The organism is Pseudonocardia adelaidensis (assembly GCF_039543345.1).
Classification (GTDB): domain Bacteria; phylum Actinomycetota; class Actinomycetes; order Mycobacteriales; family Pseudonocardiaceae; genus Pseudonocardia; species Pseudonocardia adelaidensis.
In genome coordinates this window covers 172267-187933 of the sequence record NZ_BAABJO010000014.1, presented here as the reverse complement: position 1 = coordinate 187933, position 15667 = coordinate 172267, and the positions used below count along the sequence as shown (strand labels likewise).

The 15667-nt window shown below is 69.7% G+C and carries 12 protein-coding genes and 1 pseudogene; 4 read left to right on the top strand and 9 right to left on the bottom strand.

The genetic code is table 11. From position 1 onward, the window contains the following. The 6 genes and pseudogenes from ABEA81_RS20495 to ABEA81_RS20475 form a co-directional block, all read right to left on the bottom strand. Positions 1 to 235 (bottom strand): annotated as a pseudogene (locus ABEA81_RS20495) (hypothetical protein); the annotation flags it as partial. An 81-nt stretch (positions 236 to 316) separates the two neighbouring features. Continuing rightward, on the bottom strand, positions 317 to 526 hold the full coding sequence (locus tag ABEA81_RS20490) for a hypothetical protein (protein WP_345606825.1): 210 nt from the start codon (positions 524 to 526) through the stop codon (positions 317 to 319). 32 nt (positions 527 to 558) lie between these two features. Beyond that, the gene (locus tag ABEA81_RS20485; RefSeq protein WP_345606824.1) at positions 559 to 2058 is read right to left on the bottom strand and encodes a long-chain-fatty-acid--CoA ligase; all 1500 of its coding nucleotides are present in this window, start codon (positions 2056 to 2058) and stop codon (positions 559 to 561) included. Continuing rightward, positions 2058 to 3710 (bottom strand): acyl-CoA dehydrogenase family protein, encoded by a 1653-nt coding sequence (locus tag ABEA81_RS20480; RefSeq protein WP_345606822.1) that lies wholly within the window; start codon positions 3708 to 3710, stop codon positions 2058 to 2060. Before ABEA81_RS20480 ends, ABEA81_RS20485 begins: the two co-directional genes overlap by 1 nt. Before the next feature lie 104 nt (positions 3711 to 3814). Continuing rightward, the gene (locus tag ABEA81_RS42730) at positions 3815 to 4078 is read right to left on the bottom strand and encodes a helix-turn-helix domain-containing protein (protein WP_425570614.1); all 264 of its coding nucleotides are present in this window, start codon (positions 4076 to 4078) and stop codon (positions 3815 to 3817) included. 365 nt (positions 4079 to 4443) lie between these two features. Beyond that, complete coding sequence (locus ABEA81_RS20475) at positions 4444 to 5349, bottom strand: LysR substrate-binding domain-containing protein (RefSeq protein WP_345606821.1); 906 nt, start codon at positions 5347 to 5349, stop codon at positions 4444 to 4446. 150 nt (positions 5350 to 5499) lie between these two features. On the opposite strand from ABEA81_RS20475, the gene ABEA81_RS20470 reads away from it, so the two are divergent. From ABEA81_RS20470 to ABEA81_RS20455, 4 genes are all read left to right on the top strand, one after another. Then, complete coding sequence (locus ABEA81_RS20470; RefSeq protein ID WP_345606820.1) at positions 5500 to 5988, top strand: (2Fe-2S)-binding protein; 489 nt, start codon at positions 5500 to 5502, stop codon at positions 5986 to 5988. A 4-nt stretch (positions 5989 to 5992) separates the two neighbouring features. Then, the gene (locus ABEA81_RS20465; RefSeq protein ID WP_345606819.1) at positions 5993 to 6985 is read left to right on the top strand and encodes an FAD binding domain-containing protein; all 993 of its coding nucleotides are present in this window, start codon (positions 5993 to 5995) and stop codon (positions 6983 to 6985) included. Then, on the top strand, positions 6982 to 9192 hold the full coding sequence (locus ABEA81_RS20460; protein WP_345606818.1) for a xanthine dehydrogenase family protein molybdopterin-binding subunit: 2211 nt from the start codon (positions 6982 to 6984) through the stop codon (positions 9190 to 9192). Before ABEA81_RS20465 ends, ABEA81_RS20460 begins: the two co-directional genes overlap by 4 nt. A 1217-nt stretch (positions 9193 to 10409) precedes the next feature. Next, positions 10410 to 12035 carry a phytoene desaturase family protein gene (locus ABEA81_RS20455; protein WP_345606817.1) on the top strand — a complete coding sequence of 542 codons (1626 nt, stop codon included), beginning with the start codon at positions 10410 to 10412 and terminating at the stop codon, positions 12033 to 12035. A gap of 1073 nt (positions 12036 to 13108) precedes the next feature. Here ABEA81_RS20455 and ABEA81_RS42725 read toward each other — a convergent pair. The 3 genes from ABEA81_RS42725 to ABEA81_RS20445 form a co-directional block, all read right to left on the bottom strand. After that, positions 13109 to 13546 (bottom strand): hypothetical protein, encoded by a 438-nt coding sequence (locus tag ABEA81_RS42725; RefSeq protein WP_425570617.1) that lies wholly within the window; start codon positions 13544 to 13546, stop codon positions 13109 to 13111. Positions 13547 to 13681: 135 nt separating this feature from the next. Next, positions 13682 to 14536, bottom strand: a complete 855-nt coding sequence (locus ABEA81_RS20450; protein ID WP_345606816.1) for an LLM class flavin-dependent oxidoreductase — start codon at positions 14534 to 14536, stop codon at positions 13682 to 13684. Positions 14537 to 14880: 344 nt separating this feature from the next. Beyond that, positions 14881 to 15564, bottom strand: coding sequence for a hypothetical protein (locus tag ABEA81_RS20445; RefSeq protein ID WP_345606815.1), 684 nt, complete (start codon positions 15562 to 15564; stop codon positions 14881 to 14883). Positions 15565 to 15667: the final 103 nt, after the last annotated feature.

Below are 15667 nucleotides of genomic sequence, written 5' to 3'. Positions count from 1 at the left end.
GCAGCCCGAGGGCGCTTCTCCTGCCGGTCGGGGGGAGCCCGAGTTCGGAGCGCACGATCTGCTGCCGTCGGGCTTTGAGGAACTCGCCCAGCTCGCGGCGACGTTGCGCCTCGCCACTCACGCTGCGGTACCCCAGTTCGTCGGTCCCCGGCCGGACGCCGGAGCGTTGCGACCGGCCGTCGGCACAGGTGCTTGGTCGGTAGGTTTGCCGGCGAGCGTTCGACGACGTGTTCATGGCCCCTCCCCGTTCCGCGCGCGTCTCGCGGCAGTTCGTACCCGAGCTGGTTGCGGATCAGCTCGCTCGGCGGGTTCCCGGCTACCGGTGCCATGCGCCGCGCGCCATCGCGAGGTCTTGTGCCACCTCGCCGGCGATGAGCTCGACGTGTAGCGCACTGCGCGACCCGGTGTTTCCACCGCCGTCATGCGCGAGCGAGCGATGGCGTCGCACGAGCCGATCGAGCGAGTCGAGCAGACGGTAGACGACGGTCTGCCGGACGGGATCGTGCGCTGTTGACAGCCTCACCACTTCCTCTCCCCCGAATGGTTTCGTGATCTCAGCTATCCCGTTCCGCGGTGCTGCCGCAGCGTCTGCTTCAGGACCTTGCCGGCCCCGTTGCGCGAAAGCTCCGGAACGAACACCAGCGAGCGCGGGAGCTTGTACGAGGCGAGTCGGGTACGGCAGTAGTTCAGCAGATCGTCACAACTGGGCGGGACGGCACCGGGGACCACGAACGCCTTCGGCGTCTCTCCCCACTTCTCGTCGGGGACGCCGACCACCGCGACGTCGGCGACGCCGGGGTGCTCGCCGAGGACCCGTTCGAGCTCGGCCGGGTAGATGTTCTCCCCGCCGCTGATGATCATGTCTTTGACGCGGTCGACGACGAAGAGGTAGCCGTGCTCGTCGAGCCGGCCAAGGTCGCCGGTTCGCAGCCAGCCGCCGGGCAGCAGGACCTCGGCGGTGGCTTCGGGTCGCTTCCAGTAGCCCCGCATGACCTGACTGCTGCGCAGCAGGACTTCGCCGACCTGTCCGCGGGACAGGAAGGAACCTGTGTCGGGGTCGGCTATCGCGATCTCCACGCCGGGCAGCGGACGCCCGGCCGAGCTCAGGTGCCCTGCTTCGCGGGGATGCTGGTGGTCCTCATCGATGAGCGCGGTCGCCGCGCCCGAGATCTCAGTGGCGCCATAGACCTGGAAGAAGCCGGCGGGGATCGAGTCGAGGGTCCGTCGCAGCAGCGGCAGTGGCATGGGCGCCGCACCATAGGTCAGCGCTCGCAGCGAACTGAGGTCCCGGTGCCCGAGACGCGGGACCTCCAGCATGTCGGCAAGCACGCGGGGCACGACAAAGGCGTGGGTGACGCGGAAACGTTCGATCAGATCCACGAGCTCGGCCGGGACCACGTCCCGCGCGAGCACGAGCGGCGTGCCCCGGTACACCGCGATGAGAGCCCAGGCCAGTCCGCCGACGTGGTATAGCGGCATGGGGGCCATGTTGACGCTTTCGTGGGTGAACCCGATCCGGGTCCCGAGTGCCTCGGTGTGTGCTTCCAGGTTGCGGTGGGTCAGCTCAACACCCTTGGGAAAGCCCGTGGTGCCGGACGTGTAGATCTGCAGGAAGCAGTCCGCCCCGATGCCGGGATCGCCGAACGGCGGGGTCTGACGCAGCAGCACCTCGTAAGCATCACCGAGCCTGATGACCTGCACGCCGGTGTCCCCGGCTTCGATCTCGTCGGCGTAGCGCTCGCCGGCGATGACGACGGCGGTGCCCGAGTCGTCAAGGATGTAGGCGATCTCGGCTGGAGCGAGTCGGTAATTGACAGGCACGGTGACGGCGCCCAGCCACGCAGCCGCAAGCACCAGTTCGATCGCCGCGGGGTGGTTCTTGTCAAGAAACGCCACCCGGGTGCCGGCGACGACACCCCTGTCGGCCAGCGCGCGGGCCAGCCGGCATACCCGGTCGTGGAGCTGTTGCCACGTCCAGGTCCCGCCCTGGTACCGCAGCGCGACCGCATCCGGCTGCTCGATGGACCAGCGCCGCAGGTTCGCAATGAGCTTCGACATCAGGCCGCCGTGATACGAGCGCGTTCAACGATGGCGCGGGTGTCGGCGGTCGCGGAGAGCGTGCCGTAGGCCTGACCACTGTCGCCACCCAGTCGGGAAGCGCAGAAGGCGTCCGCGACCGCGGGCGGGCTGTACCGGACGAGGAGCGAGGCTTGCAGGGTGAGCGCGGCGTTTTCCGCGAGCCGACGAGCACCGGAGAACAGCACGTCCTCGTCCCCGCAGTGGACGGCATCGGTGAGGTCGCGCCGCAGTCGGGTGAGCTGCTCGTCGTAGCGCCGGTCAGCGCCGCGGCCGCGATCCAGCTCGGTGAACAGGGCCGTGAGAGCGCTTTCTTCCCGCCGGAGTGCACGGACGACGTCGAGTGCGGCTACGTTGCCCGAGCCTTCCCAGATGGAGTTGAGCGGTGCTTCACGGTAGAGACGCGGCATTCCCGAATCTTCGACGTACCCGTTGCCGCCCAGGCATTCCAACGCCTCTGCGGCATGCGCGGGAGTCTGCTTGCAGATCCAGTACTTGGCCAGCGCCACCCCGATGCGCCGGAACGCCGCCTCCTCGCCGTCGCCGCGTACGGCGCGATCGGTGGCTCCGGCCATCCGCATCACGAGGGTGAGCGCCGCCTCGCTCTCCAGCGCGAGGTCGGCGAGCACATTGCGCATGAGCGGCTGCTCGATCAAGTACCGGCCGAAAGCCTTCCGGTGCGCGGCGTGGTGCAGGGCGGCCGTGGTGGCGGACCGCATGACGGCCGCGCTGTCGCCGGCGACGACCAGCCGGGTGACGTTGACCATTTCGAGGATGGTGCGCAGCCCCGCGCCCTCCTCACCGATCAGCCAGGCCACGGCCTCGTCATACTCCAGTTCGGACGATGCGTTGGCTCGATTACCGAGCTTGTCCTTGAGCCGCTGCAGGTGCATCCGGTTCTGTTCACCGTCCGACAGGACGCGCGGGAGCAGGAAGCAAGACAGACCGCCCGGCGCCTGGGCCAGCACGACGAACAGGTCGCACATCGGGGCGGAGGTGAACCACTTGTGCCCGGTGAGGCGGTAGCTGCCGTCACCGGCCAGAACTGCGCGGGTGGTGTTCGCACGGACGTCGGAGCCGCCTTGCTTCTCGGTCATCGACATGCCCGCCGTGACCCCGCGTTTGGCCGGGGCCGGCAGCCGTCGGGTGTCGTATTCACTGCTGGCGAGGAGACCCTCGTAGGTGCGCGCGAGTTCCGGCGCGTGCCGTAACGCGGGCACTGCGGCGTAGGTCATGCCGACCGGGCACATGTGGGCGGTCTCCACCTGCTCCCACGCGTAGGCGGTGGCGGCTCGCGCCACGTGCGCCCCCGGGCGCGCGTCCAGCCACGGACCCGCCGTCAGCCCGAGTTCGACCGCCGTACCGAGCAGGTGATGCCAGGCGGGATGGAACTCGACCTCGTCCACGCGGTGCCCGGTTCGGTCGTGGGTATGGAGCACGGGAGGATGACTGTCTGCCTGGCGGGCCCATTCGCGCGCCTGTGCGCTGCCCGCGAGCTGCCCCGCGGCCCGCACCTGCTCCTCGGCCCAGCCGGCTCCTTCTCGATGCAAGGCATCAAGCAGCACGGGATCGTCCACCGTGTCGGTCTCACCGACCGGAGGTACCTGGTTGAACACTTCATGAGTGACGGGCATCAACAACTCCTCGGATCACTGGCGTTCGAGGCATCAGCACTGCACCGACCACGCCGTGACCCCAGTTGACCGCACCAGAACCTCGACCGAGCGGCGTTTCCTACTCAGCGTGCAGGCATTTCCTGCTTCCGGGTCGCAGGAGCGGATCCCGACCGCCTGTGCGCACAGCGGCACTCGCGCGGCGTCATCCCGTACCGCCGCCGGAACGCCCGCTCGAACGTCCTGAGGTCGCGGAACCCGACGACGGCCGCGATGCCCGACACCCCGAGATGGGCGTACCTCGGGTGTCGCCCCAGCAGGCGATGGGCGAGGAGGCGGGCCCGCCATCCGACATGTTCTCCTCTACTGCCGTGGGGGTTCGCGGCCACCGGGCGGGGCCCGTTCGGGACGAGCGAGACCCCGCTCGCGCGGTGAAACGTTCACCGGGTTGGCGACACGCCGGGCAGCGTTTCGGGCGGGTTCGGCGCATGTCGCCGAGGTCGAGCATGACGCCGCAGCGACGGGCAAGCACTGCTCGTGCTGGTGGCGAAGGAGCGAGGTGAGCGGGTGGCGCGACGTTCGGGATGTAGAGCGTGGCTGTGGGTGCAGCGCGGCGGCTCGACGTGTCGGCCGCAGGCCATCGACTAACTCATGGCGCCTCCTCGCGTCACTCGTAGCCACCTCGTCAGGAGGCTCTTGCGGAGGCGGCGGCGGGCGTGCCGCGCCGTTCCGTGATACGGCGGGACGGCGGACCTCAGCCGCTCTCTGTGAGATCAAGATTCGCGGCGAGTGCGGTCACGATGTCGAGGAGCCGGGGCAGGACGGGGTTGCCGTTCCCGGGTAGCCAGATGACGTCCGTTTCCGCTTCGGCGTTCCGCAGGGGGACGAACACGACGCCGGTGCCGCGCAAGGTCCGTGTCGAGCGGGCGAGGCGGGTGACACCCACACCCGCCGCGACCAGCCCGAGCAGGTTCTGGATGCTGGGCTCGGTCTGGACGACGTACGGGGTGAACCCCGCCTCCTGGAAGTTGTTGTCGAAGACACGGTGCCAGGGCGGCCACGACGAGGGCGGGGTCGTCACCCAGGCTTCCTCTGCGAGATCGCGCAGCTCCAACTCGGCGTGCTGGGCTAGCCGGTGGCCCTCCGGCAGCACGGCGCAGACCGGCTCGCGGGCCAACGTCCTGGACGCGATGCCGTCAACGTGGGGCGGACGGGTGAAGGCGGCGTCGTACTCCCCGCTCCTGACGCCGTCGACGAGGACCGCGATGGTCGTCAAGTCGGTGGAGATCCGCACCTCGGGCAGCTGGTCGCGCAGAGCGCGCACGACGGGAGGAAGCACGTGGTTCGCGACGGTGACGAGAAAGGCGAGGCGCAGGCTGCCGACCTCGCCCCGCCGGGCGCGCTGGAGAGTAGCCAGGGCCTGCTCGGCCCGGTCCAGGACGGCCCGTGCCTCGGGGACGAACGCCGCGCCGACGGCGGTCAGCCGAGTGCCCCGGCTGTCGCGATCGAACAGCCGGACGCCCAGCTGCCGCTCGATCGCGGTGATCTGCTGGGAGAGCGACTGCTGGCTGATGCGTAGGCGCTCGGCGGCCCGGCTGAAGCGGAGCTCCTCGGCGACCGTCAGGAAGTAGCGCAGTTGCCGCAGCTCAGGGGTGGCCACAGGCGCAGACTGTAGCCCCGCCAGGCAGCGAGTGTTGGCTCATGACGGCGTCCACCGGAGACCATTGCCGCAGGAAGCAGTTGTCAGACCGGGGAGCCCAGCGGCCCCAACCGGAAATTGGCCGGCCCGCGCGACAGAAGGAATCTCGAAATGAATACCGGACGATCAACCGGGATCGCGGACGTCGCTCTGCGGATCAACGGGGTGGCGTTCCGCGGCGCGGTCGACGGCGGGATCACCCTCCTCGACCTGCTCCGCGACCACCTCGAGCTCGTGGGCACCAAGAAGGGGTGCGACCAGGGCGCGTGCGGCACGTGCACCGTCCTGCTGGACGGCAGGAGAGTCGTGTCGTGCCTGGTCCTCGCTGCCCAGTGCGACGGCCGGGAGGTCACCACGATCGAAGGGCTCGCGCCGGAGGGCGGGCTGCATCCGCTGCAGGAGGCGTTCATCCGCCACGACGCGTTCCAGTGCGGTTTCTGCACGTCGGGCCAGCTCATGTCGGCGGCGGCCCTCATCGAGGAGGGGCGCGCAGGCTCCGACGCCGAGATCCGCGAGTACATGAGCGGCAACCTCTGCCGCTGCGGCGCGTACCCGAACATCGTCGCGGCGATCCGAGACACCGCGCGGCAGGTGGTGTAAGCCGATGAGCACGGTCGAGTACGTGCGCGCGCAGGACGTGCCGGGCGCCATCGCGCTCGTGGCCGCGGACGTGGCCGCGGCCTACCTCGCCGGCGGCACGACGCAGGTTGATCTGCTGCTCAAGGACGGTGTTGGCGAGGCGACCAGGCTCGTCGACATCGGGCGGCTCCCGCTCGCCGGCACCGAACAGGTCGGCGACGTGCTCCGCGTTCGTGCGCTTACCACGATGGCCGACCTCGCGGAGGACCCCGTGGTGATCGCGCGCCTCCCCCTCGTCAGGGAGGCGCTGCTGGCCGGAGCCTCGCCGCAGCTGCGGAACATGGCCACCATCGGCGGGAACCTCCTGCAGCGGACCCGCTGCCGGTACTTCCGCGACCGGAGGGTGACGGCCTGCAACAAGCGCCGACCCGGCTCCGGCTGTGCGGCGGTGCACGGGCCCGCCCGCATGCACGCGATCCTCGGGGCGAGCGAGAACTGCATCGCCCTGCACGCGTCCGATCTGTGCGTGCCGCTCGTCGCCCTCGACGCGGTTGTGCACCTCCAGGGCACCGGCGGCTCGCGGACCGTCCCGCTCACCGCCTTCTACCGGGTTCCGAGCCAGCGACCCGACGTGGAGAACGTTCTCGAGCACGGCGAGCTGGTCACGCACGTCGACGTGCCCCTGCTGCCTTCGGGCATGCGCTCGGCCTATCTGAAGGTGCGGGACAGGGCCTCCTACGAGTTCGCGCTGACGTCCGCCGCGGCGGCCCTGTCGGTCGAGGACGGCACGATCCGTACGCCCCGGCTCGCGCTCGGCGGGGTGGGCACGATTCCCTGGCGGGCCCGGGAAGCCGAGGACGTCCTGCGGGACGCCCCGGCCACCGCCGACACGTTCCGCGCCGCCGCGGAAGCCGCCGTGCGTGACCCGTTCACCGTGCCCGGCACCGAGTTCAAGGTCGAGCTCGCCAAGCGCACGATCGTCCGGGTCCTCAAGGACGTCTCGGGAGTCCCGTCATGACCACCGTCACCGCCAACAAGATCATCGGTGAACCCGTTGATCGGATCGACGGCACGCTCAAGGTCACCGGTGCCGCCACCTACCCGTCCGACGTCACCTATCCGGGTATGGCCTACGCCGTGCTGGTCGGGTCGACCATCGCCGTGGGCAGGATCCGCGCCATCGACACGGTCGACGCCCTCGCCGCGCCCGGCGTCCTGACCGTGCTCACCCACGAGAACATCCCCTCGCTTCCAGACGCCCCGGCCAGTCCGTTCGGACCGCCGCCGCGGTTCCCGTTGCGGGACGATCGCGTCCTGCACCAGGGGCAGCACGTGGCCGTCGTGGTTGCGGAGTCCCCCGAGCAGGCGCGGAACGCGGCGCGGTTCGTGCGGGTCGATTACGAGGAGACCGTCCCGGTGCTCGCGATCGACGACCCTGCCGCCCCGATCAGGAGCAACCCGTTCGGGACGGACGCCGAGCACGGCGACGTCATCGCCGCGCTGGCGTCGGCGGAGGTCGGCTACGAGGAGACGTTCCGCACGGCGCCGGTGACGAACAACCCGCTCGGGCTGTTCGCCACGGTCGCCTGCTGGGACGACGAGCGGCTGGTGGTGCACGAGTCCACCCAGTGGCCGATGCAGGCCCGGCGGACCCTCGCCGGCGTGTTCTCCCTCGCGGAGACGGCCGTGCGTGTGCTGGTCCCGCACCTCGGCGGTGCGTTCGGCGCCGGCCTGCGCACCTGGCCGCACACGATCCTGACCGCGCTGGCGGCGCGCCTGCTGGACCGGCCGGTCAAGCTGGTGCTGACCCGCCCGCAGATGTTCACCGCCGTCGGGCACCGCCCCGAGTCGGTGCAGCGAGTGCGGCTCGGTGCCACGCGGGAGGGCCGGCTGGTGGCCATCGACCACGAGGGCACTGCCCCCGTCGCGGCCGAGGAGTTCACGTTCGACCGCATGACGACGGGGACGCCGGATGCGTACGACTGCCCGAACGTCGCCGTCCGGGACCGCCTTGTCGCGCTCAACATTCCCAACCCCGGGTTCATGCGTGCTCCCGGGCACGCGGAGGGCAGCTTCGCGCTCGAGTCGGCGATGGACGAGCTGGCCTTCCGCCTCGGAATCGACCCGGTGGAGCTGCGGCTGCGCAACTTCGCCGGGACACACCCGCGAACGGGCCTGCCATGGTCGAGCAACGCCCTGCGTGAGTGCTACCGGCTCGGTGCCGAGCGGTTCGGCTGGTACGTCCGCGACCCCGTGCCGCGGTCGATGCGCGACGGCGAATGGCTCGTCGGTTGCGGAATGGCCGGGGTCACGTACCAGTGGTACGTGACGCCGTGCCAGGTGAGGATCTCGATCGGCCGGGACGGCACCGCGCGTGTCGCCTGTGCGGGTACCGACATCGGCACCGGGACGTACACGATCACGGCGCAGCTCGCGGCCGAGATGCTCGGCCTCGACGTCGAGCAGGTGCACGTCGAGCTCGGTGACAGCGACCTGCCGCCGGCCCCGCAGTCCGGCGGCTCGGGGCTCGCGACCTCGCTCGCCGGGGCCGTCGAGGACGGCACCCGCAGGCTCCTCGACGCGTTCCTCGACCTCGTCGGCACCGACGACCGGTCCCCGCTGCGCGGGCGCACCCGCCGTGAGGTCACCGCCAACGCGGGTCGCCTCCACCTCGTGAGCGATCCCGATGCCGGTGAGCCGTACGCGCACATGCTCGCCCGCCACGACCTGGACGAGCTCACCGTGATCGGCGAGAAGATCCCCGACCCGCAGGCGCCGGGGCTCGACATGGCCCCCTCGGGAGCGTCCGCCGCACAGTTCGTCGAGGTCAGGGTCCACGAGGAGCTCGGCATGCTCCGGGTGAGCCGGCTGCTCTCGGTCATGGACGCGGGCACGGTGCTCAACGAGAAGACCGCGCGCAGCCAGGTGAGCGGAGCGTTGGTGATGGGCATCGGAATGGCCATGCTCGAGGAGACCGTCTTCGATCCCGCGACGGGCCGCATCACCAACGGCACGTTCGCCGACTACCTGATCCCCACCCATGCCGACATCCCGGACGTCGACGTGGTCTTCGTCGGTGAACCGGACCGCGTCAACCCTCTCGGCGCCAAGGGCCTCGGGGAGGTCGGCCTGGTCGGCCTACCAGCGGCGGTCGCCAACGCCGTGCACCACGCCACCGGAAAGCGAATCCGCTCACTCCCGATCACCATCGAGAAACTGTTCTGACGAGGCGATGATCTGCGGCTCGGGGGACGTGAAAGGGGGCCATTCGATGGCCTTGTGGAAGAACACTTGGCGTTGGGGTGCAGGTTGATGTTGTGGCCGTTCGCGCGCACGACCAGGCCAAGCAGCTGTCCGACGTTCCACGAGCAGGGGATGGGCTAGCAGAAGGCAAGTTCGTCGTCGCCCATCACGGAGCTCCGGCCTGCGGAAGTCGGGTGTGGAGAGCAGCGGTAGCGCGCTGGTGACGTCGACGGTGAGACGGATCATGCTGGTCAACCTACCGCGGGACCACTCGAGGGCTTCGCCGTTCGACCACTCGGCAGCACAGCCCCCGTGTTCCGGGTTCCTGCGGCGTGCTGATGGGCCCGGACGTGGTGGGGTCGACGCGGATGGTCCACTCCGGCACCGACGCAGTCGTCCTCGGCAATACCTCATCATGATCACTAAGCATTCAAGATCACTTGCAGGACATGCCATGGACGAGTTGCTCGTCTGAATGTTGCCCGATGCGATGAAGGTATGACCGCGTCCGCTGATCGCGCGATGCCGTGACACGAGGATCTGGCACCACGCGAGCCCATCTCTATGCGGCGCGAGGAGGAGTGCTTCGCAATACCCACGAACTGTCCGCCAGGGTCTGAGGAAGACGCGCAGCTCGTGGCGGTGTGGCTCGCGCGGTCACGCCTCCCGGGCTGTTAGCGCCACTGCTAGTGGCGGCGCCGTCTTCGCCCTGGGCCATCAGGATTGGATGGTGGGGCGTACCAGAGCCGACATCACGAACCGTCATGCGGCACCCGCCTCGATGGCCGAAGGCAGCCCGCGCAGCCAGGGACATCAGGGACATCGTTCGCCTCGACGAGCCGCCATTTCGCCTCCTGCCCGTTCCCGGGACGTGGTCGGCCTCGCCGAGGAACTTCCCTGCCTCGCACAGCGGGAGCTGACGAGTAGGCCGGCGTGAGCAGATCCACCGACCTCGCGGAGGGTGGCGGTGTGCCGTGTCGTCGACGGAGAAGACCTCGTTCCAGACCGCTGGCGGTGCGTCGGGATCTATCCCGCCCACCGGGCATTCGTCCCGCCCGCGCGGCCCGGACGGGCGCAACATCCGGCCCCCCTGCACGACGACATTCCGTTGGAGCTCGGGGTCCCAGCATGCTCACCTGACACGACCCGCGCGACAACCGTGGGCGCTGCAGGGAGATAGAAGATCACCGGGGGACATCATGGAAGAGTTCGATGTCGTCATCGTCGGAGGGGGCCATCAAGGCCTCGTCGCCGCGACGGATCTCGCTGAGGCTGGTATCTCCACAGCGGTGGTGGAGGCGGCGCCGGAGGTGGGCGGCGCGGTGCGGAGCGCCGAAGTGACGGAGCCCGGCTTTGTCCACGATCTCTACGCGACGAACATGAACCTGTTCCTGGGTTCGCCGTTCTTCGGTCGCTACGGCGACGAGCTGGCCTCGGGCGGCCTGCGGTTCGCACGGTCCGAAGCCCCGTACGCCTCGGCCTTCCACGGTGGCTCGTCACTGCGCATCGCGAGCGACGAGGCCGCCACGCTCGCCATGTGGAAGGAGCATTCCGCCGCTGACGCGGACGGATGGATGCAGCTTCGCCGCGTCTTCGACGGTCTGGTCGCCTCGTACCTGCCGCTGTACACCAGCCCGCAGCCGTCGTGGACGACGCTCACGTTTCTTCGGGCGGTTCGGCGCAACCGGCGCAGCGTTCCCCTCGGTGAGTTTGCCGCCACCCTGCTCTCCTCCACCCGAGCCCTCGGTGATCGCTACTTCTCGACCCCGGAGGCCAAGTCGCTCGCTGCGGCGTGGGGCATGCATCTCGACTTCGGCCCCGACATCGCCGGTGGAGCGGTCTTCTCGCTGCTGGAGATGTACGCCGACATGCTCAACGGGATGTCAGTGGTCGAAGGCGGAGCCGGACGCCTGCCCGAGGCGCTGGCGGGCCTGGTGCGCCGCCGCGGCGGCACCGTCCTGACGGGGGTTCCGGTCGCCCGCGTCGACACCGACTCGACGGGTGCCACAGGAGTGACACTCGCCGACGGACGTCGCCTGAGAGCTCGCCGCGGGGTGGTGTCGACAGTTGTCCTGCCCCGCCTCGTCGGAGACCTGCTCGCCGACGCCGCCGTGCCCGCCGACATGCGGGCGGCCGCCGACGGATACCGGTTCGGTCCGGGTACGTTCATGCTGCACCTAGCCCTCGATGGGCCCGTTCCGTGGCAGGACGAGCGGCTCGCCTCGTGTGCGTACGTTCACGCGGGTTCGTACGTGGACGACATGGCGCGCACGTACCAGCAGTCGCTGGCCCGGCTTCTGCCGGACGAACCCCTGCTGGTCGTCGGGCAGACGAGCGTCGTCGACCCGACTCGGGTGCCGGTGCAGGGCCGGCACCTGGTGTGGGTGCAGGTACGCACGGTGCCGGGCTCGATCAAGGGCGACGCAGGTGGTCGAATTGCGGGTACCAGCTGGTCGGATGTTCGGGAGCCCTACGCTGACCGCGTCCTCGACGTCCTCGAGGGGTACGCGCCGGGGCTGAAGGCCGTCGTGCGCGCTCGCGCGGCCTTCTCCCCGGACGATCTGCAGCAGCAGAACTGCAACCTTGCCGGCGGGGACTCGGTCGCCGGTAGCCATCACCTCGACCAGTTGTTGATGCTGCGTCCGAGCCTCGCGCTCAGCCGGTACCGGACACCGATCCCCCGGCTGTACCTCGCAGGGGCCGGCACGTGGCCCGGCGCTGGTGTGAACGCGGTCTCGGGGGTTCTGGCGGCCGAGACGCTGCTTCGAGACGCAGGGCGCCGTCGGCCTCCTGGCCGCGGTCGGCGCCTTCGCGGCACGCGGTAGCTGCTTCGAATCGTCTCAACTACCGGTCTTCAGCCACCCACGGACCGGCTCGTACGGAGTTGCCGTCTCCGGCGACGGGGCAGGAAGATGCCGACCACGTTCTTCGATGATGGGGCTGCTGCTGTGTGCGCCGTGGGGTTTGCGGTCCAGCTTCAGCTGCTGGACGTTTCTGCGCTGATCTCGGACGTCGCCCCGCGAGAGTGCCGGATTGAAAGGTGTTGCCGGAGCAGACTTCCAAGCGCCTGCGATCTTAGGGCTCGATTCACTACGCCTCTGCCTTCGGTTGGCCTGCTGGCCGCTGGTTCGCGACTGGTAGCGCCACTACTAGTAGCTACACCGTCTTTGCGTCCGGCGGTCTGGGACGGAAGGTGGATGTATGCCCCGTACGAGATCTGCGGTTCGTTCACAGGAGGAAGACGACGTCCGCCTTCGATCGGTCGAGTCGCCGTTGTCGTCGAGTTGAATGGCATCTTGCGCTGATGGTGGATCTTGACGTTGCGGCGCAGCGGTGGTCGTTGTGGTCGTGCTTCGCTGGTTCGAGCACCCGACCGGGGGTTAGAGGTGCTGTGATCCCGGTGCGTAAGCCATCGGTCAGCCACGCCGAAGGTTGGTGTGGCTGAACCGTACCGCCGGTCGGTCACGCGCTGGGGAGCAGCGTGACCGACCGGACCCCGGTGGACGGGGGCTCGGTGCCACTCGCGTCCCGGTCATCGTCCGTCGTGTCGGCGATCGGCTGATTCCCCCAGTTTTCCTCCAGATGATCAACTGCTTTCGTGACGGGGACGATAGCTGCTTGCGACTCGGTCCGTTGCCGCAGGGCGTCGGCGGCGGTGTTGAACCGGCCGCTGCGGGCAGCCGCCTCGACCAACTCGACAGGTGAATGGTGGTGATCTCTTCGCGGCTCACGTTCAGCGCTTGAGTCCTCGGACGACCACGCAGACGCCCACCGGGAATCCTTACAAAGCGACTGGAATGGTGAGTGCGCTCGTCGGATTCCTCGACTGCGTGCGTGACCACGTCGGCGAGGTCGCCCGCGTCCAGGGATCCGCGCCGCTCGTGCCGTCGACCTGACTTCACGCCGCCAGGGTGCCGGACCGGCGTCGTGACCTCTGCCTTCGAGTACGCAGACCACTCGGCCGTCCGTGGTGGCCCGTTCGGCCACGTCCACGAGGACGTAGATCACGGGAATCCTTGCCGTCGAGGCGATCCCGTTCGCCCTCCCTGATCGACGCGCGCAGCGCCTCGACCATGGCCGCGCCGGACACCGGTGCCGGCGAGCCCGGTCCGCACGGCCTCGAACAGGCGGGCGTCCGCCCCGTCGTCGAAGAACGCCCCTCCTGGACAGCGATCGCGGACACGCCGCACAGGGGCAGGAAGACCGTGGCCGGCCCGGTGACCTTCGCGACCTTGCGGGCCAGCTCGGCGCCGAGCGCAGTGCGCTCGTCCCCGGTGGTCCGCATGAGCGTCACACACGAGTTGTGCTCGTAGAGTCGCCGGTTGCGGAAACGCACGGGCACGGTCGGCAGAACGAGGTTCGGTGGCTCGCCGCCGGTGGCTCCACGAGCTTCTCGACGTGCCGGCGGCCCCGGCCGCGGCGGGTGCCGACGGGGCCGGGGCCGTGACGGAGCGGACGACGGTTCGCCGCCTCAGAGGACGGCGTCGGCCAGCCGCGAGATCTCGTCGGGGTCCGCGATGCCCGGTCCGAGGACGAGCTCATCGGCGCCGATGTCCTCGAACGCCTTGACGGTGTTCCTGATGGCCTCGACGCCGCCCGACAGGTTCCCCGCGACCAGGTCGGCGACCTCGGTGCCCGAGGCGCTGTAGTAGTCCCAGACGTTCGCGCGGCCCTTGTCCACGTCCCCGATGGCGAAGTAGGCGATCGCGACCAGCCGCGGCGCCTCGGTGCGGTCCGCCTCCGCCCACGCCTTGCGGGCCACGTCGAAGGACTGCGCGACCATCCCGGGCGGCATCGAGGCCCCGATGAACCCGTCGCCCTCACGGGCCGCCCGCTTGAACGCGGCATCGCTCATGGCGCCGAACAGCAGCGGGACCTGTCGGGTTCCGTCCGGAACGGCCGGGTTCGGCCCACCGCCGACCGGCTCGCCCTTCCACACGCTGCGATAGGTCTGCAGGTCGCTGTCCAGGCGCTTGCCGCGACCGCGGATCGAAAGGCCGTCCACGACGAAGTCGTCGTCGCGCCCGCCGATCCCGATGCCGAGCGTGAGGCGCCCGCCGGAGACACCGTCGATGCCGGCGAGCTCCTTGGCCAGCAGGTACGGGGGCCACGTCGGGGCGAGCAGCACGTGGCTGAGCAGCCCGATCCGGCTCGTCGCGCCGGCGGCCGATGCGAGCGCGACCGTGTCACTCACACCCGGATAGGCATAGCGGCCGACGGTGCCGAGCGTGGAGAACCCGGCCTCCTCCGCCCTGGCCGCCCACCGCGGAATGACGGTGGGGTCGAGGTTGCGGACCTGGTTCGGAAGTCCGATTCCGATTTTCACGGCATTTTCTCCCTGGTTTCGGGCACACGAAAGGGACGTGACCGCGCGAGGACCATGCCGGCCGCACGCCACGTCGCAAGTTGAAACCTAACAGGTTGAGCGCGCACACAAGTTCGTGCTGAGCCTTCACCTCCGACCGTTGTGCCTGGTCATCAGGCGCCGCACCCCGTTCGGGGGCATTTACTCGGCGACGAATGGTCGCCACGAATCGGGGACCGGTCACGGCGCGGTTCATGCCAATCGCGACGGCCATCATGAAAGGCACGTTCGTCCGGTTGGCCTGGTCGAGTGGGGCCACGCTGTCGTCGCGCCCTCGGTCGCCGACGGCAGGACGAATCCCGAGGTCATCGACTCGTCGACCACGATCGCGCCCTCCGGCAGCGCCGCGCCGATCGCGGCGGCAGCCTTCGGCGGTCAGCGCACCGGTTGGCCGTGCCGGGTTGGCGGCCGGGGCGAGGAGCGGCGGTGTCCGGCGCCAGCTCGTCGGCCAGCGCGACCAGAGCCTCGGTCGCCGAGCCGGTCGGTTCGGTCAGCGGGTGCACCTGACAGCCCTCCGGCACCAGGTCGCTGGGCTTGCCCCGGGTAGGCGAAGAACGTCGCCGGTGAACGAGCGCCGGCCAGCACCAGGTGCTCGGCGCCGTCCAGCTGGATGCTGGCAATCTCGACCAGGTAGCCCAGCCGGCCCACCACTGGTCGGCCAGCGCCGCGCTCCAGCCCTGCCGGGAAGGTCTCGCAGAGCAGCCTCGCCCCGGTGGCCTGGGCGATCCGCGCGGCGGCGGAGAGGCCCGGCTCGCGGTGGCGTCGCCACCGATCAGCACCACACCCGGCTCGCCGCAGCGCAGTGCCTTGGCCGCGCTTGCGATCGCCTCGCCGGACACGCTCGGCGACGCCGCCGGCGCCGGGATCGGGCAGCCGCGCCGGCGTCCGAGCTCCACGACACGTCCGCCGGCAACGTTGCCTGGATTGGCGAAGCACATCTCGTCCCCGCCGTCGACCAGCGCGTTGATCAGCGGCCGCGCGCCGTTCATGCGCTCTCCCTAAGGTTGATCTTGCCTCGGTTGATGCTGCTATTGCCCAGCGCGATGGGGGTGTGGCTGATGCGTCTCTGCCGCACTGTGGCTTCGAAGGAAT